Source organism: Alphaproteobacteria bacterium, from assembly GCA_005883305.1.
Taxonomy (GTDB): domain Bacteria; phylum Pseudomonadota; class Alphaproteobacteria; order Sphingomonadales; family Sphingomonadaceae; genus Allosphingosinicella.
Genome location: VBAC01000001.1, coordinates 2,159,183 through 2,176,598, shown reverse-complemented (window position 1 = coordinate 2,176,598; position 17,416 = coordinate 2,159,183). Strand labels below are relative to the sequence as shown.

At 68.1% G+C, this 17,416-nt stretch carries 24 protein-coding genes; 19 read left to right on the top strand and 5 right to left on the bottom strand.

From position 1 onward, the window contains the following. The first annotated feature begins 15 nt into the window (after nucleotides 1-15). The 7 genes from E6G92_10840 to E6G92_10810 all read left to right on the top strand — a co-directional run bounded on the left by E6G92_10840 (nucleotide 16) and on the right by E6G92_10810 (nucleotide 3,862). On the top strand, nucleotides 16-852 hold the full coding sequence (locus E6G92_10840; protein TMJ20219.1) for an SDR family NAD(P)-dependent oxidoreductase: 837 nt from the start codon (nucleotides 16-18) through the stop codon (nucleotides 850-852). After that, on the top strand, nucleotides 849-1,268 hold the full coding sequence (locus tag E6G92_10835; GenBank protein ID TMJ20218.1) for a DUF1810 domain-containing protein: 420 nt from the start codon (nucleotides 849-851) through the stop codon (nucleotides 1,266-1,268). Before E6G92_10840 ends, E6G92_10835 begins: the two co-directional genes overlap by 4 nt. Further along, on the top strand, nucleotides 1,261-1,539 hold the full coding sequence (locus tag E6G92_10830; protein TMJ20217.1) for an RNA-binding S4 domain-containing protein: 279 nt from the start codon (nucleotides 1,261-1,263) through the stop codon (nucleotides 1,537-1,539). Before E6G92_10835 ends, E6G92_10830 begins: the two co-directional genes overlap by 8 nt. Before the next feature lie 29 nt (nucleotides 1,540-1,568). Beyond that, entirely contained in the window at nucleotides 1,569-1,907 is a 339-nt protein-coding gene (locus E6G92_10825; protein TMJ20216.1) for a ferredoxin family protein, read from the top strand. Further along, the gene (locus E6G92_10820) at nucleotides 1,907-2,305 is read left to right on the top strand and encodes a DoxX family protein (GenBank protein ID TMJ20215.1); all 399 of its coding nucleotides are present in this window, start codon (nucleotides 1,907-1,909) and stop codon (nucleotides 2,303-2,305) included. Before E6G92_10825 ends, E6G92_10820 begins: the two co-directional genes overlap by 1 nt. 190 nt (nucleotides 2,306-2,495) lie before the next feature. Continuing rightward, on the top strand, nucleotides 2,496-3,029 hold the full coding sequence (locus tag E6G92_10815; GenBank protein TMJ20214.1) for a CarD family transcriptional regulator: 534 nt from the start codon (nucleotides 2,496-2,498) through the stop codon (nucleotides 3,027-3,029). A 113-nt stretch (nucleotides 3,030-3,142) separates the two neighbouring features. Further along, entirely contained in the window at nucleotides 3,143-3,862 is a 720-nt protein-coding gene (locus tag E6G92_10810) for a DUF2807 domain-containing protein (GenBank protein ID TMJ20213.1), read from the top strand. Nucleotides 3,863-3,868: 6 nt separating this feature from the next. Here the strand turns inward: E6G92_10810 and E6G92_10805 are convergent, their stop codons facing one another. Both E6G92_10805 and E6G92_10800 read right to left on the bottom strand, forming a co-directional pair. Further along, a complete protein-coding gene (locus E6G92_10805; GenBank protein TMJ20212.1) occupies nucleotides 3,869-4,534 on the bottom strand; it encodes an energy transducer TonB in 666 nt (221 codons plus the stop codon). Between the two features lie 61 nt (nucleotides 4,535-4,595). Continuing rightward, the gene (locus tag E6G92_10800; protein ID TMJ20211.1) at nucleotides 4,596-5,939 is read right to left on the bottom strand and encodes a glutamate--tRNA ligase; all 1,344 of its coding nucleotides are present in this window, start codon (nucleotides 5,937-5,939) and stop codon (nucleotides 4,596-4,598) included. Nucleotides 5,940-6,149: 210 nt separating this feature from the next. Here E6G92_10800 and E6G92_10795 point away from each other — a divergent pair, with 210 nt between their 5' ends. From E6G92_10795 to E6G92_10760, 8 genes are all read left to right on the top strand, one after another. Beyond that, a complete protein-coding gene (locus E6G92_10795) occupies nucleotides 6,150-7,085 on the top strand; it encodes a ribose-phosphate pyrophosphokinase (protein TMJ20210.1) in 936 nt (311 codons plus the stop codon). Next, nucleotides 7,085-7,411 (top strand): hypothetical protein, encoded by a 327-nt coding sequence (locus tag E6G92_10790; protein TMJ20209.1) that lies wholly within the window; start codon nucleotides 7,085-7,087, stop codon nucleotides 7,409-7,411. The genes E6G92_10795 and E6G92_10790 overlap by 1 nt, the downstream gene beginning before the upstream one ends. 142 nt (nucleotides 7,412-7,553) lie before the next feature. Further along, nucleotides 7,554-7,757, top strand: a complete 204-nt coding sequence (rpmI, locus tag E6G92_10785; GenBank protein ID TMJ20208.1) for a 50S ribosomal protein L35 — start codon at nucleotides 7,554-7,556, stop codon at nucleotides 7,755-7,757. A gap of 14 nt (nucleotides 7,758-7,771) precedes the next feature. Then, a complete protein-coding gene (gene rplT / locus E6G92_10780) occupies nucleotides 7,772-8,137 on the top strand; it encodes a 50S ribosomal protein L20 (GenBank protein TMJ20207.1) in 366 nt (121 codons plus the stop codon). Nucleotides 8,138-8,229: 92 nt separating this feature from the next. Next, complete coding sequence (locus E6G92_10775) at nucleotides 8,230-9,219, top strand: DUF4424 domain-containing protein (protein ID TMJ20206.1); 990 nt, start codon at nucleotides 8,230-8,232, stop codon at nucleotides 9,217-9,219. A gap of 184 nt (nucleotides 9,220-9,403) precedes the next feature. Next, complete coding sequence (locus tag E6G92_10770) at nucleotides 9,404-10,078, top strand: pyrimidine 5'-nucleotidase (protein ID TMJ20205.1); 675 nt, start codon at nucleotides 9,404-9,406, stop codon at nucleotides 10,076-10,078. Continuing rightward, entirely contained in the window at nucleotides 10,075-10,890 is an 816-nt protein-coding gene (dapD, locus tag E6G92_10765) for a 2,3,4,5-tetrahydropyridine-2,6-dicarboxylate N-succinyltransferase (protein ID TMJ20204.1), read from the top strand. The genes E6G92_10770 and dapD overlap by 4 nt, the downstream gene beginning before the upstream one ends. Before the next feature lie 449 nt (nucleotides 10,891-11,339). Beyond that, nucleotides 11,340-12,257 carry a DMT family transporter gene (locus E6G92_10760; GenBank protein ID TMJ20203.1) on the top strand — a complete coding sequence of 306 codons (918 nt, stop codon included), beginning with the start codon at nucleotides 11,340-11,342 and terminating at the stop codon, nucleotides 12,255-12,257. 83 nt (nucleotides 12,258-12,340) lie between these two features. On the opposite strand, the gene E6G92_10755 is transcribed toward E6G92_10760, so the two are convergent. Then, on the bottom strand, nucleotides 12,341-12,622 hold the full coding sequence (locus E6G92_10755) for an ASCH domain-containing protein (protein TMJ20202.1): 282 nt from the start codon (nucleotides 12,620-12,622) through the stop codon (nucleotides 12,341-12,343). A 7-nt stretch (nucleotides 12,623-12,629) separates the two neighbouring features. Then, nucleotides 12,630-13,199, bottom strand: coding sequence for a TlpA family protein disulfide reductase (locus E6G92_10750; protein TMJ20796.1), 570 nt, complete (start codon nucleotides 13,197-13,199; stop codon nucleotides 12,630-12,632). Between the two features lie 64 nt (nucleotides 13,200-13,263). Between E6G92_10750 and argH the strand changes: the two genes are divergently transcribed. From argH to E6G92_10730, 4 genes are read left to right on the top strand one after another with little or no spacing between them, the layout of a single operon-like run. Further along, nucleotides 13,264-14,640 (top strand): argininosuccinate lyase, encoded by a 1,377-nt coding sequence (gene argH / locus E6G92_10745; GenBank protein TMJ20797.1) that lies wholly within the window; start codon nucleotides 13,264-13,266, stop codon nucleotides 14,638-14,640. Continuing rightward, nucleotides 14,637-14,915: a hypothetical protein gene (locus E6G92_10740; GenBank protein ID TMJ20201.1), complete on the top strand. Its 279-nt coding sequence runs from the start codon at nucleotides 14,637-14,639 to the stop codon at nucleotides 14,913-14,915. Before argH ends, E6G92_10740 begins: the two co-directional genes overlap by 4 nt. After that, on the top strand, nucleotides 14,912-15,769 hold the full coding sequence (galU, locus tag E6G92_10735; protein TMJ20200.1) for a UTP--glucose-1-phosphate uridylyltransferase GalU: 858 nt from the start codon (nucleotides 14,912-14,914) through the stop codon (nucleotides 15,767-15,769). Before E6G92_10740 ends, galU begins: the two co-directional genes overlap by 4 nt. Then, the gene (locus tag E6G92_10730) at nucleotides 15,769-16,722 is read left to right on the top strand and encodes a zinc transporter ZntB (GenBank protein TMJ20199.1); all 954 of its coding nucleotides are present in this window, start codon (nucleotides 15,769-15,771) and stop codon (nucleotides 16,720-16,722) included. Before galU ends, E6G92_10730 begins: the two co-directional genes overlap by 1 nt. Before the next feature lie 4 nt (nucleotides 16,723-16,726). Here E6G92_10730 and E6G92_10725 read toward each other — a convergent pair whose 3' ends face one another. Beyond that, nucleotides 16,727-17,293 (bottom strand): HNH endonuclease, encoded by a 567-nt coding sequence (locus tag E6G92_10725; GenBank protein TMJ20198.1) that lies wholly within the window; start codon nucleotides 17,291-17,293, stop codon nucleotides 16,727-16,729. Nucleotides 17,294-17,416 lie beyond the last annotated feature (123 nt).

Below are 17,416 nucleotides of genomic sequence, written 5' to 3'. Positions count from 1 at the left end.
ACGGGAGACCGAACCATCCGGTTCGCGCGGCACACGGTCTGGATCACGGGCGCCTCGTCAGGCATTGGCGCGGCAGTTGCCGCGGCATTCGCGGCGGAAGGCGCGGCACTGGTCCTCTCCGGCCGTCGGCGTGAGGCGCTCGAAGCAATCGCCGGCGACAGGCTCGTGCTCCCGTTCGAGGCGACCGACTGGGCGGCGCTGCCCGGCGCGGTCGAGACCGCCTGGGGCTGGCGCGGCGGGATCGACATCCTCGTCAACAATGCCGGGATCAGCCAGCGCAGCCTCGCCGTCGACACGGCGCCCGAAGTGTATCGAACGCTGCTCGAGACCGACCTGCTGGCGCCGATCTGGCTGACCCAGCTCGTCCTGCCGCTGATGGCCGGGCGCAGGGCCGGCCATATCGTCGCGATCAGCTCGGTGGCGGGGCGGATCGGGCCTGTGCTTCGAACCGGCTATGCCGCGGCCAAGCACGGCCTGATCGGTTATTGCGACTCCCTGAGGGCCGAGGTCGAGGCTGCCTACGGGATCAAGGTGACGACCGTGCTGCCCGGCTCGGTGCGTACGAACGTCGCCGCCAACGCGCTCCAGGCCGACGGCTCCGCGCGCGGCGAGTCCGACGCCAATATCGAGGCCGGCATGGAGCCCGCCGAATGCGCGCGCCGGATTGTCGACGCGGTCGCGGCGGGGACTCGCGAACTGGTCGTTGCGGAAGGGGCGGAGGCTTTCGCAGCGGGGCTGCGCTGGCAGGACCCCGAGCGATTGTTCGATCTCCTCGCCGTCGAGGGCGCGCGGCTCGCCAGGGCGCGCGAGGAGGGCGAGCGGCCCGATCCGGCGCCGGTCAGGATTCGATGAGCTTCGATCTCGACCGGTTCGTCGCGGCGCAGGAAGGGATTTGCGAGCAGGCGCTCGACGAGCTTCGGCGCGGCCGCAAGCGCAGCCACTGGATGTGGTTCGTCTTCCCCCAGCTCGCCGGGCTCGGCCGCAGCGAGACGGCGCGCTTCTACGGCATCGCCTCGGCGGGCGAGGCGCGGGCCTATCTCGCTCATCCGCTGCTGGGAGGCCGGCTGCACGAATGCGCGGCGGCGCTGCTGCCTCATCGGGGCGCGAGCGCGGAATCGATCCTCGGCCCGGTCGATGCGCTCAAGCTGCGCTCTTCGATGACCCTGTTCGAGGCGGTGGCCGGCGACGGCGCACCCTTCGCCGCGGTTATCGACACCTTTTACGGGGCCGAGCGCGACCCTGCGACGTTATCCTTGCTCGATGGCTGATCACCTCAGGCTCGACAAGTTCCTCTGGTTCGCGCGGATCGTGAAGACCCGCGCGCTCGCCCAATCGCTCGCCGGGGAGGGGCATCTTCGCCTCAACGGCCGCGCCGTCGACAAGGCCCATGCCCCCGTCCGGATCGGCGACGTCCTCACCTTCGCCCGGCGGGGCGAGGTCCGGGTGCTGAGGATCGAGGCGCTGCCGCTCCGCCGCGGCCCGCCGGCCGAGGCGCGCGCCCTCTATTGCGAATTGACGAGCGAAGCCGGCGCAGCCTAGGGAAAGCGCTTCAGGAGAGACATGCGCTTATGACCTACGTCGTCACCGATGCCTGCATCCGCTGCAAATATATGGACTGCGTCGAGGTCTGCCCCGTGGACTGCTTCTACGAGGGCGAGAACATGCTCGTCATCAATCCCAGCGAGTGCATCGATTGCGGCGTGTGCGAGCCGGAATGCCCGGCGGAGGCGATCCTGCCCGATACCGAGAGCGGGCTCGAGAAATGGCTGGAGGTCAACGCAACCTATTCGGCCGAATGGCCCAACATCACGCGCAAGAAGGACAGTCCCGCCGACGCCGACGAGCATAAGGGCGAGGACGGCAAGTTCGACAAATATTTCTCGGCGACGCCGGGCGAGGGCGACTGATGGCCCCGCGGGCCTCGTCCTTCGCCCCGATGGCGCTGAGCCTGCTGCGGATCGTCTCCGGCCTGCTGTTCCTGGAGCACGGAACGCAGAAGTTCCTGAGCTTCCCGGCCGGCCAATATGCCGGGAGCGGCCTCGCGCTCAATTCGATGCCCGCTTATGCCGGAATCTTCGAATTCCTCTGCGGCCTGCTGATCGCGATCGGCCTGTTCACGCGGCCCGCGGCCTTCGTCGCCTCGGGCGTGATGGCCGTGGCCTATTGGATGGCGCATGCGCCGCGGGGCTTCTTCCCGGTCAACAATATGGGCGACGCGGCGATCCTCTATTGCTTCGTGTTTCTCTACCTCGCCGCGGCCGGACCGGGGCCGTGGAGCCTCGATGCGCGGCGCGGCCGATCCTAACTTGCCGCAAGGGTAGATTTCCGGCCGATTTCCTGATATATGGCCTGCCATCGAAGCGGCTGCCTTCGCATCCGCACACGGTGATCAACGTAAGAATTGCCGCACAGCCGGAATCTTAAACTGCGTCTTTTGGGGCGGATGCGGGTTTACACCGGTAATGGCGGCCATTTCCATGGGAAGGTCTCAATTGATGGCAACGAAAGCGTTGAGCTTCGACGTTGGCGATTATGTCGTTTACCCCAAGCACGGCGTTGGCCGCGTGATCGAGCTTCAGAGCACGGACATCGCGGGCATGGCGCTGGAGCTTTATGTGCTCCGCTTCGAAAAGGAGAAGATGACTCTGCGCGTTCCGACCAACAAGGCGGAAAGCGTCGGCATGCGCAAGCTTTCGTCCGACAAGACGATGCAGGAGGCTCTGACCACCCTGAAGGGCAAGCCGAAGGTGAAGCGCACCATGTGGTCGCGCCGCGCCCAAGAATATGAAGCGAAGATCAACTCGGGCGACCTGGTGTCGATCGCCGAGGTGGTCCGCGACCTGTTCCGCCCCGACGACGCGCCCGAGCAGAGCTATTCCGAGCGGCAGATCTTCGAGGCCGCCTCGACCCGCCTCGCGCGCGAATTGGGCGCGATGGAGGAGATCGACGAGCGCGCCGCGCTCGAGAAGCTGCTCGACATCCTCAACAAGGCCGCGGTCGTTCACCACAAGGTGAAGATCGAGGCCTGAACCGGCGCATTGCGCCGAGGCAAAAGGGGCGGTCCGCGCGCGGGCCGCCCTTTTTTGTTGCCGCCTGCGCCGCTCTTCTGTATTAGCATCATAATACAGCTAGGGAGGATAGAATGCGGGCTCCACTGATCATCGGCGCGGCAATGATCGCCAGCGCCTGCCACGCCGGCGGCAATGCCGAGGAGACCCGGCCGACCGCGCAACGCGACTTCCAGGTCGGCGCGTTCGACCGCATTGCGCTGGGCGGCTCGCCGAACGTCATCGTCGCGGTCGGCGGAGCCCCGTCGGTCCATGCCGAGGGCGACGCCGAGCTGATCCAGCGGCTGGAGGTGGCCGTTCAGGACGGCCAGCTGCGCATCGGCTATCGCGAGGGCTCATCCCACTGGTTCTCGTTCCGCAACCACCGCCCGGTCACGATCCACGTCACCGTTCCGAGCCTTGCCGGCGCCCAGATCGGCGGCTCCGGCGACATGCGGATCGACCGCGTCCAGGGGCCAAGCTTCAGCGGGCAGATCGGCGGCTCGGGCGACATGGAGATCGGCACTCTGGCGGTCGGCCAGGCGAACTTCTCGATCGCCGGATCGGGCGGCATTCGCGGCGCCGGCCGCGCCGAAAGCGCCATGGCCTCGATCGCCGGCTCGGGCGACATCGATCTCGGTGCTCTGGAGGTGGGCGACGCGACTCTCAGCATCGTCGGCTCGGGCGGAATCAACATCCGCGCCACCCGCACCGCCGCGGTGGAGATCCGCGGCTCGGGCGACGTCAACGTCGCCGGGCCGGCGCGTTGCACGATCAGCAAGGCGGGCTCCGGCGACGTCCACTGCGGCGGCTAGACCTATCTAGAGGTCGACCAGCCGGAAGTTGAGAGTCATCACCTTGCTGTCCTCCACCGGGCGGCCGTCGAGCGTCGCCGGGCGGAAGCGCCAGTGGTGGCGCGCGTGCTGCTCGGTGACCCGCCAGAAGGCGTCGCTGGTCGCCGATAGCCGCTCGATCGCGACGACCCGGCCGTCCGGCCCGATCGTCACGCGCACCCGGACGAAGCCCTCCCGCTCGGCCCGCTGCTCCGTCGCCGGATAAGGCGGCTGGAGCTCGCTTGCATAGCGCGGGTCGAGCTCGGCGGCGCGGCGGAAGGGGAGCGGAGGCGGCGGAGGCAGGATTCTGTCGCCGGTCCCCGTGTTCTCGGCCAGCTCGGTCGGATGCTGACCGGTGTCGACCACCGTGCCGGCATTGGTATTCGTCTCGATCACCCGCTCCACCTGGTCGATGCGCGACACCGGCTGTTCGGTGCGGTGCCGCGGCGGCGGCGGATCGACGATCGGATCGGGCGGGATCTCGATGGAATCGACCACAAGCGGCGGATCGACCAGGCGCGTGAATTGCGGCGACTTGATCATCACCACGGCGGCGATCAATCCCGCGTGGAGCGCGATCACCAGGGCGAGCGAGCTGGGGCTGTTTCTCTTTTGCGCGAAGAACCCGGCTTCGGTCATGACGATTCTCCTCATCCTTTCCGCCGGCCCGGCCGATTCGGGCCGGCTCCCGAGGATGATACATTATCTCGTCATGTTATACTATACCATTAATGGCGCCCGCCGCTCTCAACCGGGAGACCGCTTCGTCGCGGCCGATCAGCGGCAGTAGCACGGCCATTTCCGGTCCGCTGTCGCGGCCCGTCAGCGCCCGCCGGAGCGGGTGGAACAGCGCCCGGCCGCTGCGCTCGGCCTTGAGCCGCGCGGTGAGCGCCGCCCAGGGCGCATCCGACCAGTCGACTTCGCCGGCGACGCTCGCGGCGAGCGCGAGAAAGGCGCGGTCTTCCTCGGCGGCGGGCGCGGCGACATGGCCGTGCAGGATTTCCCACCAGTCCGCGGCCTCCGCGACGCTGCGCAGATTCGGCCGGATCGCCGCCCAGTCGCCCTCGGTCATCCCCTCGGGCAGCCGGTCCGCGACCGCCGCGAACGGCAGCTGGTGGACGATCCGCGCGTTGAGCCCGGCAAGCTCCTCCATGTCGAACCGCGCCGGCGCGCGGCCGAAGGTGGCGAAGTCGAACGTCTCGATCAGCGGCGCCACCCCCGCCACCGCCTCGACGGGGAGCGAGGTGCCGATCCGCGCCAGCTTGGCGACAAGCGCGAGCGGCTCGATCCCCGCCTCCTTCATCGCCTCCACGCCCAACGAACCGAGCCGCTTGGAAAGCTTGCCCTCGGACCCGACCAGCAGCGCTTCGTGGGCGAAGGCGGGAGGCGCGGGGCCCAGCGCCTCGAACATCTGGATCTGCAAGCCGGTGTTGGTGACATGGTCCTCGCCGCGCACGACATGGGTCACTCCCATGTCGATATCGTCGACGACGCTGGGCAGCATGTAGAGCCAGCTTCCGTCCTCGCGCCGCACCACGGGGTCCGAGAGCAGGGCGGGATCGAGATGCTGATGGCCGCGGATCAGGTCGTGCCACTCGATCGGCGTTTGATGCTCGAGCTTGAACCGCCAGTGCGGCCGCCGTCCCTCGGCCTCGAGCCCCGCCCGGTCCGCCTCGCCCAGCGCGAGCGCGGCGCGGTCGTAGACCGGCGGCAGGCCTCGCCCGAGCTGGACCTTGCGCCTGAGCTCGAGCTCCTGCGCCGTCTCGTAGGCCGGATAGACCCGCCCCGCCGCGTGCAATCGCTCCAGCGCGGCCTCGTAGCGGCCGAACCGGTCCGACTGGCGGTCCTCTTCGTCGGGATCGAGCCCGAGCCAGGCAAGATCCTCGCGGATCGCCGCCACGAACGCCTCTTCGCTCCGTGCCTGATCGGTATCGTCGAGCCGAAGGATGAACTTGCCCCCCGCCTTTCGCGCCCACAGCCAGTTGTGAAGCGCGGTGCGGATGTTGCCGACGTGGAGCCGGCCGGTCGGCGAGGGGGCGAAGCGGGTGACGACGCTCATAAGGGATCCATGCCTTCTCCGCTCATCCTGAGGAGCCGTTGAGCTTGTCGAAACGGCGTCGCGAAGGATCCTTCGAGACGGGCCTTCGCCTTCGCTCGGTCCTCCTCAGGATGAGCGAAATGGGTGGGCGGCCACTCGCGCCTTAGACGATGGCACGCAACTCCGGCAACGGCTCTTGCCTTCGCCCGCCCGGCTCTCCAGAGAAGGGCCATGAAGCTGATGACGGGAAATTCGAACCTGCCGCTCGCCCAGGCGATCGCGCAATATCTCGAAATCCCGATCACCGAGGCCAGCGTCCGGCGCTTCGCCGACGAGGAAATTTTCGTCGAGATCAATGAGAATGTCCGCGGCGAGGACGTATTCGTTGTTCAGTCGACCTCCTACCCGGCCAACGACAATCTGATGGAGCTCTTGATCTCGATCGACGCGCTGAGGCGCGCCTCGGCCAAGAGGATCACCGCCGTCCTCCCCTATTTCGGCTATGCGCGGCAGGACAGGAAGCCGGGGCCGCGCACGCCGATCTCGGCCAAGCTGGTCGCCAATTTGATCACCGTCGCCGGCGCCAACCGGGTCCTTTCGGTCGATCTCCACGCCGGCCAGATCCAGGGCTTCTTCGACATCCCGACCGACAATCTGTTCGGCGCGCCGGCCATGGCCGAGGACATCAAGGCGCGCTTCAAGGGGCGCGCGATCACCGTCGTCTCCCCGGACGTCGGCGGCGTCGTTCGCGCCCGAGCCCTGGCCAAGCGGCTCGACAACGCGCCGCTGGCGATCGTCGACAAGAGGCGCGAACGGGCCGGCGAATCCGAGGTGATGAACATCATCGGCGACGTTTCGGGCCGCTTCTGCATCCTGATCGACGACATCGTCGACAGCGCCGGCACGCTCTGCAACGCCGCCGCCGCGCTCAAGGAGGGCGGAGCGGAGGACGTCGTCGCCTATTGCACTCACGGCGTCCTCTCGGGCGCAGCCGCGGCGCGGGTCGACACTTCGGTGCTTTCCGAACTGGTCATCACCGACACGATCGCCGCCTACGACGCGGCCGACGCGACTCCCAAGATCCGCCTGCTGACCATCGCTCCTCTCCTTGCGGAGGCGATCCGGCGGATCGCCGACGAAAGCTCGGTATCGAGCCTGTTCGACTGATGCGCTGGATCCCGCTTCTTCTTCTGTCGCCCGCGCTCATCGCCTGCGATGGCGCCGGCGCTCAGCCTGGGTCGAGGGATGAAGCCTTCCGCGAGCATGTCGCGCGCCAGTTCGCCGCGGACTGCCGGCGCACGCGCGCGCCGGACGCCGGGCAGACACGGGTTCTGCAACGCCTGTGCTCCTGCTCGGAGCAACGCATCCGGTCGAGCGGCATTGCGTATGGCGAAAGCGAGGATGCGATCACCGCGAAGGTGCAGGGGGTCCAGGAGGTCTGTCTGCGGGAAGTCTATGGGGAGGCGCCCCCTGAAGGCAATGCCGCCCACTGAGGCGCCCGACGGCTTGCCTTTTCCGCCTCCTCCCCATATAGGCCCCGCTCTTCCAGAGTCTGGAAAAACCGAACCGCCCGGCCAAAAGGGCTGCCGTGGCTGTTCAAAGACGTCCGCCGACGTGCGGCAAAAGGAGACGAAAATGCCCAAACTGAAGACCAAGAGCGGCGTGAAGAAGCGCTTCAAGCTCACGGCGACGGGTAAGGTGAAGCACGGCGTCGCCGGCAAGCGCCACCGCCTGATCAGCCACAACGCCAAGTACATCCGCCAGAACCGCGGCACCGACGTGCTCGCCGACGCCGATACGGCGCGCGTGAAGCTCTGGGCGCCCTACGGCCTGAGATAAGGGAGTACTGAGACATGGCACGCATCAAGCGCGGCGTCACCACGCGCGCCAAGCACAAGCGGATCCTCGAATCGGCGAAGGGCTATTACGGCCGCCGCAAGAACACGATCCGGATCGCCCGCCAGGCCGTCGAGAAGGCCGGGCAATATGCCTATCGCGACCGCAAGGTGAAGAAGCGCTCGTTCCGGGCGCTGTGGATCCAGCGCATCAACGCCGCGGTCCGTGCCGAGGGGCTGACCTACGGCCGCTTCATGCACGGCCTCAAGCTCGCCGGAGTCGATCTGGACCGCAAGGTCCTCGCCGACATCGCGATGCACGAGGGCGAGGCGTTCAAGGCGATCATCGCCCAGGCCAAGGGCGCTCTGCCCGCCGAGGCCTGAACCTTCTCGCTTAGAGGCAAGGAAGGCGCGGGGATTCCCGCGCCTTTTTTGTCGCCCTTTTCATTCCGGCTCCGGCACGGCACTCTGAGGCCATGAACCGCGTCCCGATCCTGCTCGCTCTGGCCCTCGCCGCGCCCGCTCTGGCCAATGACAGCGTCGCGGTGACCGCCGCGGGCGGGCTCGTCCTCGTTCCCAATGACGCGATCGATATGCTGTCGGAGGATCTCTACGTCTCCCGGCTCGAAGTCCGCGTGCGCTACGTCTTCCGCAACCGCACGCGCGCGCCGGTTCGGGTCACCGTCGCCTTCCCGATGCCCGACCAGCAGCTGGCCGAGGACGAAGACGGAGACGTCGCCTGGCCGGGCGACTTCCAGACGCGCGTCGCCGGCCGCGAGGTCGCGATGCGGGTCGAGCGCCGCGCAGTCCTCGGCGGAGTCGACCATACGGCGCTGCTGACCCGGCTCGGGATCCCGATCGAAGGGCGCGGGGGCGACCGCATCTGGAGCGCGCTCGCCGCTCTCGCCCCGGCCGATCAGGACCGGCTCGAGCGCCTCGGCCTGGTCCGGCTCTTCGCCGATCCCGGCCTGTCGCGGCGAAGCGCCCAGCCGCTCTGGACGATCCGCGAAACCTGGCACTGGGAGCAGACTTTCCCGCCGGGGCGCAGCCTGGTTGTCGAGCATCGCTACCGGCCCGGCCTCGGCGGCACGGTCGGCACCGGCCTTTACGGTCCGAACCTGCGCGACAGCGACTATGAGCGCGAGGCGATCGCCCGCTATTGCGTCGACGAGGAGCTCCTCGCGGCGATCGCGCGCAACGCGGAGCGCCACGGCGGAACCCCGTCGCTCGCCGAGGATTGGCTGAGCTACATCCTCGTCACCGGCGCCAACTGGCGCTCGCCGATCGGCGATTTCCGCCTCGTCGTCGACAAGGGCGATCCGAACGTCCGGGTCAGCTTCTGCGGGCAGGGCGTCCGCCGGATAAGCCCGACCCGGTTCGAGGTGCGCCACCGAAACTGGCGGCCCACGCGCGACCTCCACGTGCTCTTCCTGCATCCGCTCGGCGACGAAGGGCTTGCGGAATAGGAAATCTTATGTCTTCTGGCAGGCGATGAACATAGCGGAAACGGACTGAAGGGGGCTCTGATCGATCTGGTTGCCCGATGGGCAGGCATCGCGCGGCGAGAAACCATGGTGACTGCGAACATTGGGACCTTTCGCGGCTCAGGCCGCCTTTTGACTCGACCCTCAGTCGACTAGGGCGGCGCCCATGACCCCCGGACTCGCCCATGTCGAAGCCTGGATCTTCGATCTCGACAACAGCCTCTATCCGCACGATTGCAACCTGTTCGAGCTGATCGACGTCAAGATGGGCGCCTATATCCAGCGCCTGCTCGGCGTCGACGCCGCCGAGGCGCGGCGCATCCAGAAGGGATTCTTCCACGCCCACGGCACCACCCTCGCCGGGCTGATGGCCGATCACGGGGTCGATCCGCACCACTTCCTCGATTTCGTCCACGACGTGGATCTCGCGCGGCTCTCCGCCGACCCGGCTCTGGTCTCCGCGCTCGACCGGCTGCCGGGGCGCAAGTTCGTCTTCACCAACGCATCCGAGGATTATGCCCGCCGCGTGCTCGATCGGCTGGGCCTCGCCAACGCCTTCGACGGGATGCACGACATCCACGCCATGAACTATGTGCCGAAGCCCGATCCCTCGGGCTATGAAGCGATCTGCGAACGGCATGCCATCGATCCGGCGCGCGCCCTGTTCGCCGACGACATGGTCCGCAACCTCGCGCCCGCCAAGGCGATAGGAATGACCACGCTTTGGGTCGACAACGGCTCCGAGCAGGGGCCGGACCTCGCCGAGCCCGATTTTGTCGACTACAGGACGGCCGACATCGCCGGCTGGCTCGGCACGGTGCTGGGAGAGGACGTGGAATGACGGGCGATTTGCAGCGGGTGATCGACGCCGCCTGGGAGGATCGCGACCGGCTCGGCCCCGAGGTCCGGGAAGCCGTCGAGGAGGCGCTTGGCCTGCTCGATTCCGGCGCGGCGCGCGTCGCCGAGGAGGGGCCTGACGGGGCCTGGCTGGTCAACCAGTGGCTGAAGAAGGCCGTCCTGCTCTCCTTCCGGCTCAATCCGATGGAAGCGATTTCGGGCGGCCCCGGCGGCGCCTGCTGGTGGGACAAGGTGCCGTCCAAATTCGCCGGCTGGAGCGGCGACGATTTCGCCGCCGCGGGCTTTCGCGCAGTGCCCGGCGCGATCGTCCGACGCGGCGCCTTCGTCGCGCCCGGCGCGGTGCTGATGCCGAGCTTCGTCAATATCGGCGCCCATGTCGGCGAGGGAACGATGGTCGATACCTGGGCGACGGTGGGCAGCTGCGCGCAGATCGGCAAAAACGTCCACATTTCGGGCGGCACCGGCATCGGCGGCGTGCTCGAGCCGCTTCAGGCCGGGCCGGTGATCGTCGAGGACGATTGCTTCATCGGCGCCCGCTCCGAGGTCGCCGAAGGGGTGGTCGTCGAGCAGGGCGCGGTGATCTCGATGGGAGTCTTCCTCGGCGCCTCGACCAAGATCGTCGACCGCTCCACCGGCGAGGTGATGTACGGGCGAGTCCCGGCCTATTCGGTCGTCGTCCCCGGAACGCTTCCCGGCAAGGACGGCGGCCCGGGCCTCGCCTGCGCGGTGATCGTGAAGAGGGTGGATGCCCAGACGCGGTGGAAGACGGGGATCAACGAGCTGCTGCGGGACTAGGGCGTTCCCGACCGTTCGCCCTGAGCCTGTCGAAGCCTGTCCCGAGCGACGCCGCAGGCGTCGTCGAAGGGGGCCTTCCTTTCTTCAACGAGGAGAAAGAAGGAGAGGGCATCGACAAGCTCAGCCCGAACGGAGCAGGAGCTTTCGCGGATAAGCTCTCGCCCCTGGGAGAGGGAGATAGAGGCATTCTTCGCTTGGATCGTTCCCCGGCGAAAGGGCCCCCATCAAAGTAGTACTTTGATGGGACCTAAGGCCGGGGGCCCAGGAGCCGAAGGCTTTTCGCAAGACTATCTCGCCCAAGCCGGGCGAGCGCCGGGCCTGGACCCCGGCCTTTGCCGGGGAACAGCATGGTGTTTGAGAAACAGCTGCGCCAATCGCTTTGGCCGCATGTTTCGTGACGCCGTGGGCCGGCGTTCCGGTATGGCGCTGCCATGCAAGTGAATCAGGCCATGAACCGCCAGGATTGGGCGACCCTTCTGCTGCTCTCCGTCATCTGGGGCGGGTCGTTCTTCTTCATCGAGATCGCGCTTCCGACCACCCGGCCGCTCACTCTGGTGCTGATCCGCGTCGCGCTCGCCGCCGCCTTCCTCTGGGCCTTCCTGCTCGCCCGCCGCCAGCCTCTGCCGATGCCGCCGGGCGCGGCGCTCGCCTTCCTCGTGCTGGCCTTGCTCAACAACGTCGTCCCCTTCGTCCTGTTCGCCTGGGCGCAGGAGGCGATCGACGGCGGGCTCGCCTCGATCCTCAACGCGACGACTCCGATCTGGGGCGTGCTCGCCGCCCATCTCTTCACCGCCGACGAGAAAGCGACGCCCGGCAAGATCGCGGGCGTGCTGCTCGGCTTCGGCGGAGTCGCGCTGATGCTCGGCGGCGACCTGCTCGGCGAGGTCGGCCGCGGCGCGCTCGCGCAAGCGGCCTGCTTGGCCGCGACGCTCTGCTACGCTTTGGCGGGAGTGTGGGCGCGGCGCTTCCGCCGCATAGGCGTGCCGCCGGTGGCGGTCTCGACCGGCCAGCTCACCGCCTCGGCGATCGTCATGTTGCCGCTGGTGCTGATCTTCGAGCCGCCCTGGCTGACGCCCGCGCCGGCGCCCGAAGCCTGGGCGGCCTTGATCGCTCTGGCGCTCGTCTGCACCAGCCTCGCCTACATCCTCTACTTCCGCCTGCTCGCCTCGGCCGGAGCGACCAACTCGCTGCTGGTCACCTTCCTCATCCCGGTCACCGCGATCCTCTTGGGCGCGCTGTTCCTCGGCGAACGGCTCGAGCCGCGCCACTTCCTCGGCATGGCGCTGATCGCGGCGGGGCTGGCGGCGATCGACGGGCGGCTTTTCCAGCTCATAAGGAGTCATTCCGGCGAAGGCCGGGACCCATGAACACCGTCGTCCTGAGGGCGCGCAATCGCGTCTTCGCTTCATTCCTACCACCGGTTCATGGCCCCGGCCTTCGCCGGGGTGACTCATCCCGGCGGAATGTATTGAAACTCGACCAGGTAGACGTTCGTGCCGCTGCCGTGCCTGGCGGTCTTGAGCAGGTCGACGACTCCGAGGAAGCCCGAGCGCCGCGCCAGATCGCCGGTGACGTCCTCGATCGCGATGGGCCGGATCGATTCGACGAGGACGTGGCCCTCCTCCATCGGATAGACGCCGCCGGCCTTGACTCGCGGGCCTCGCCAGATGCGGACGGTGCAGGTGATCCGCCCGTCCTTGATGCCCTGGCGCAGGCGCTTGGCGAAGAGCATCGCGGGCTCAGCCGCCCCCGGCCTCGCGCAGCAGCGCGGCGGCGTCGGCGCCCAGCCAGTCGGCCGCTCCGGTCATCCGCCACACCTCGCGGCCCTCGGCGTCGAACAGGATCGTCGTCGGCAGGGTGTCGACCCGGAGCGCGGCCATCAGCCGGTTCTCGCCGTCGAGATAGGGCTCGATATGCTGGAAAGCGTGCTCGGCGAAGAAGTCCGTCACCTGCTGCCGGCCATTGAGGTCTTCGCTGACGGTGAGAATCGCGAGATTGCCGGTTTCGCGCGCGGCAAGCGCTTCGAGCGACGGCATTTCGACGATGCAGGGGCCGCACCATGTCGCCCAGAAGTTGACCAGCATCGGCCGGCCGCGGAACGCCGAGAGGCGGATCGGCCGCCCTTCGCCGTCCTCGAAGACCTGGTCGGGCGCCGCAGTGCCGCGGTGCGAACGGTCGAGCCGGCCGCTCGGGGCGGGCTCCGCCGGCGCCGCGGCGTTGGCGCTCGCCGCCGCTGCCGCCTCCGGCGCCTTGCCTTGCGGGGCCGGGGCGTTTTGCCTATCGCATCCAGCCAGCGCGAGGGCGCACAGAGCGGCCGGGATGAGGCCGGGGAGACGGGCGATTACGAGCCGCAAGGATCAGCACTCCAACGCCATGTGGGGCGGGCGGTTCGCCGAGGGGCCTTCCGCGCTGATGCGCGAGATAAATGCCTCGATCGGCTTCGACAAGCGATTGTGGCGCGAGGATATCGAGGCCAGCCGGGTCCACGTCGCCATGCTCGCCGCTCAGGGCATCGTCGCGCAGGAGGATGCCGACGCGATCGAGGAGGGGCTCGACAAGATCGAGGACGAATATGAGGCCGGAGGCGTGACCGAGGATGCCGCGCTCGAGGACATCCACATGCATGTCGAGGCGCGGCTCGCCGAACTGATCGGCCCCGCGGCCGGACGGCTTCACACGGCGCGCTCGCGCAACGACCAGGTGGCGACCGATTTCCGCCTGTGGGTTCGCCGGGCGATCGACGAGGCGGACGAGGGATTGGCGGCGCTGCAGCGCGCGCTGGTCATGCGCGCGGAGGAGCATGCCGCCAGCGTGATGCCCGGCTTCACGCACCTGCAGACCGCCCAGCCGGTGACGCTCGGCCATCACCTGATGGCCTATTACGAGATGGTGCGGCGCGACCGCTCGCGCTTCGCCGACGCCCGTGCGCGGATGAACGAATGCCCGCTCGGCGCCGCGGCGCTCGCCGGCACCGGCTTTCCGATCGACCGCGAGGCGACCGCTCTGGCGCTCGGCTTCGAGAGGCCGACCGCCAATTCGCTCGACAGCGTCTCCGACCGCGACTTCGCGATCGACTATCTGATGGCCGCGACCCAATGCGCCCTGCACCTCTCGCGGCTGGCCGAGGAGTTCGTGCTCTGGGCGAGCCAGCCGTTCGGCTTCGTAACGCTCTCCGACGCCTTCTCGACCGGCTCGTCGATCATGCCGCAGAAGCGCAATCCCGACGCCGCCGAGCTGGTCCGGGGACATTCGGGACGGATCGCCGGCGCGATGGTCTCGCTGGTGATGACGATGAAGGGCCTTCCCCTCGCTTATTCGAAGGACATGCAGGACGACAAGCAGCCGGTGTTCGAGGCGCACGACCTTCTCGGCCTGTCGATCGCGGCGATGGCGGGAATGGTCGAAAGCAGCACGTTCGACGCGGAAAGGATGCGCGCCGCGGCCGAGGCCGGCCACGCCACCGCCACCGACCTCGCCGACTGGCTCGTGCGCGAGGCCGATGTGCCGTTCCGCGAGGCGCACCACATTACGGGCCGGGCCGTGCGCCTCGCCGACGAAGCGGGCGTTCCGCTCTGGGCGCTGCCGTTCGAGGCTCTGAAGGGCGTCGACGAACGTATCCAGCCCGCTGTTTTCGATGTGCTTTCGCCCGAGGCCTCGGTTAGAAGCCGGACCAGCCACGGCGGCACCGCGCCCGCCCAGGTGAAGAAGCGGATCGAGACGGCGAAGAGAGTGCTGGGGATGAAGGAATGAAGCGGATCGCGCTCGTCGCTTTGGCTCTCGCGCTTGCCGGCTGCGGCATTCGCGAGCCGCTGCGGCCGGCCGAGGGCCAGGCGATGCCGCCGGCGCCGGCCATGGCCAGCCAGGCGATGACCACCGACGAGCTGCTCGCCCCGCCGCCCGTCGCTCGCCCGGGCCGGGTCGACGAATTGTTGCGCCGGTCCGAGGAGCGGGAGGACGACCGCTTCAACCTGCCGCCCGCCGACATTCCTACCGATTCCAACACCTCCGGCGACAAGCCCCAATGAAGCCCGTTCGCAAGGCCGTCTTTCCCGTCGCGGGCCTTGGGACGCGCTTCCTGCCGGCGACCAAGGCAATCCCCAAGGAGATGCTGACGGTCGTCGACCGCCCGCTGATCCAATATGCGGTCGAGGAGGCGCGCGAGGCCGGGATCGAGCAGATGATCTTCGTCACCGGCCGCGGCAAGGACGCGCTCGAGGATCATTTCGACATATCTTACGAGCTCGAGGCGGTGATGACCGGGCGCGGCAAGCCGCTCGATGCGCTCGCCGGAACGCGTTTCCCCCCCGGCGCGATCGTCTCGGTGCGCCAGCAGCAGCCGCTCGGCCTCGGCCACGCCGTCTGGTGCGCCCGGGAGATCGTCGGCGACGAGCCGTTCGCCGTGTTGCTGCCCGACGACCTCATGGTCGGAAAGCCCGGCTGCCTGGCGCAGATGGTCGAGGCCTATAACAAGGTCGGCGGCAACATCGTCTGCGCGCAGGACGTGCCGCGCGAGCGGACCGCGAGCTACGGAATCATCACGCCGGGTGCGCAGGATGGATCGCTGACCGAGGTCAGGGGGCTGGTCGAGAAGCCGAAGCCCGAAGAGGCGCCGTCCACCCTCGGAGTCGTCGGCCGCTACATTTTGCAGCCGGAGATCATGCCGATCCTGGAAACGATCGGGCAGGGGGCGGGGGGCGAGATCCAGCTCACCGACGGAATGGCCGCCTTGGTCGGCAAGCAGCCGTTCCACGGCGTGACATTCGACGGCGAGCGGCACGATTGCGGCGACAGCAAGGGCTTCGTCATCGCCAATCTGGCACTTGCCCTGCAACGCGATGACCTGGCGGCCGCCGTCCGCGTCTTCCTGGCGGAGCGCTGATGGAAGGGGCGCTGCTCATCGCGGACGGAGAGGTCCGCCGCCTGACCATCGAGGAGGCCGATTCCTATGCGGGGCCGGGCTTCCTCTGGCTCCACCTCGAAGGGCGCGACGAGGAGGATCTCGCCTTCCTTCGCGGATCGGCCGAGATTCCCGACGTCGCCGCGGGCGCGCTCGTGGCGACCGAGACCAGGCCGCGCTGCGACCGGATGGATCACGGCGCGATCCTCAACCTGCGCGGTCCCGGCGATCTCGATCCCAACGATTCGGACCGGCTCGTCTCGATCCGCATGTGGGTCACCGCCCACAAGGTGACGACGGTCAGCCGCCGCCGGCTGGCCGCGACCGACACGGTCCTCGCCAAGATGAACGGCCGGCGGATCCACGATTCCGGCGATCTCGTCGCGGCCTTCGCCTGGGCGATCAGCACCCAGCTCGATCCCGAGGTCGCTGCGCTCGGCGACGCGCTCGACGACGCCGAAAGCGACCTCGAATCGTCCCAGCTCTACCGCCTCCGCCGGACGATCACCAAGGTACGCTCACAGGCGATCGGCTTTCGCCGCTTCGTCGCGCCCGACCGCGACGCGCTTCGAATGCTCGCCGAGCTCGACTTCGACTGGCTGGCCGAGGACGACCGGCTGCACATCATCGAGGCCGCCGACCGCTTCGCCCGCATGGCCGAGGAGCTGGAGGCGGTGCGCGAGCGGGCGGCCCTGCTCCACGAGCAGATCACCGACCTTCGCGCCGAGGAGATCGACCAGCGCTCGCTCTACATCTCGATCGTCGCCTTCATCTTCCTGCCGCTGACCTTCATCACCGGCCTGCTTGGAATGAACGTCGAAGGCATACCCTATGCGCACCATCCGGCTTCGTTCTGGGCGGTGGCCATTTTCTGCGTCGCGGTCGGGATCGTCGTCTTCGCCTGGTTCTACTGGCGGCACTGGATCAAGAGCTGAGCCCTCAGGCCTCCAGCTCGATGTCCCAGTAGAGATAGTCGCGCCAGCTCTCGTGGAGGTAATTGGGCGGGAAGGAGCGGCCGTGCTCCTGCAATTGCCAGCTGGTCGGCCGGAACGGGCGGCGGTGGATGTGCATGTGCGCCTGCTGCGGCGTTCGGCCGCCCTTGCGCAAGTTGCAGGGGGCGCAGGCGGTGGCGACATTCTCCCAGGTCGTCCGCCCGCCCTGGGCGCGCGGGACGACGTGATCGAAGGTCAGCTCCCTCAGGTCGCCGCAATATTGGCACTGGAAGCGGTCGCGAAGGAACAGGTTGAACCGGGTGAAGGCCGGATGCTCGGAGGGGCGGACATATTGGCGAAGCGCGATGACGCTCGGCAGCCGCATCGCGAGGCTCGGGGAATGAACCTCGCGCTCATAGGCGGCGACGATGTCCACCCGCTCCAAAAAGACCGCCTTGACGGCGGTCTGCCACGGCCACAGGCTCAGCGGGTAGTAACTCAGCGGCGTGTAGTCGGCGTTGAGCACGAGGGCTGGGCAGCCTTCGGGGTTTCGGAGAAGGTCGGGATGGTACAAGGCCGCAAAGCTCCCGTTTTTCGAAAGAACATCCGAAAAACGCCGTCCCGAACCTGTCGCACCCAGAAACGGAAGAATGGGCTTCCCGGCCGTCCTCTCCAGTCCCGCCACCGGCTCGCCGAG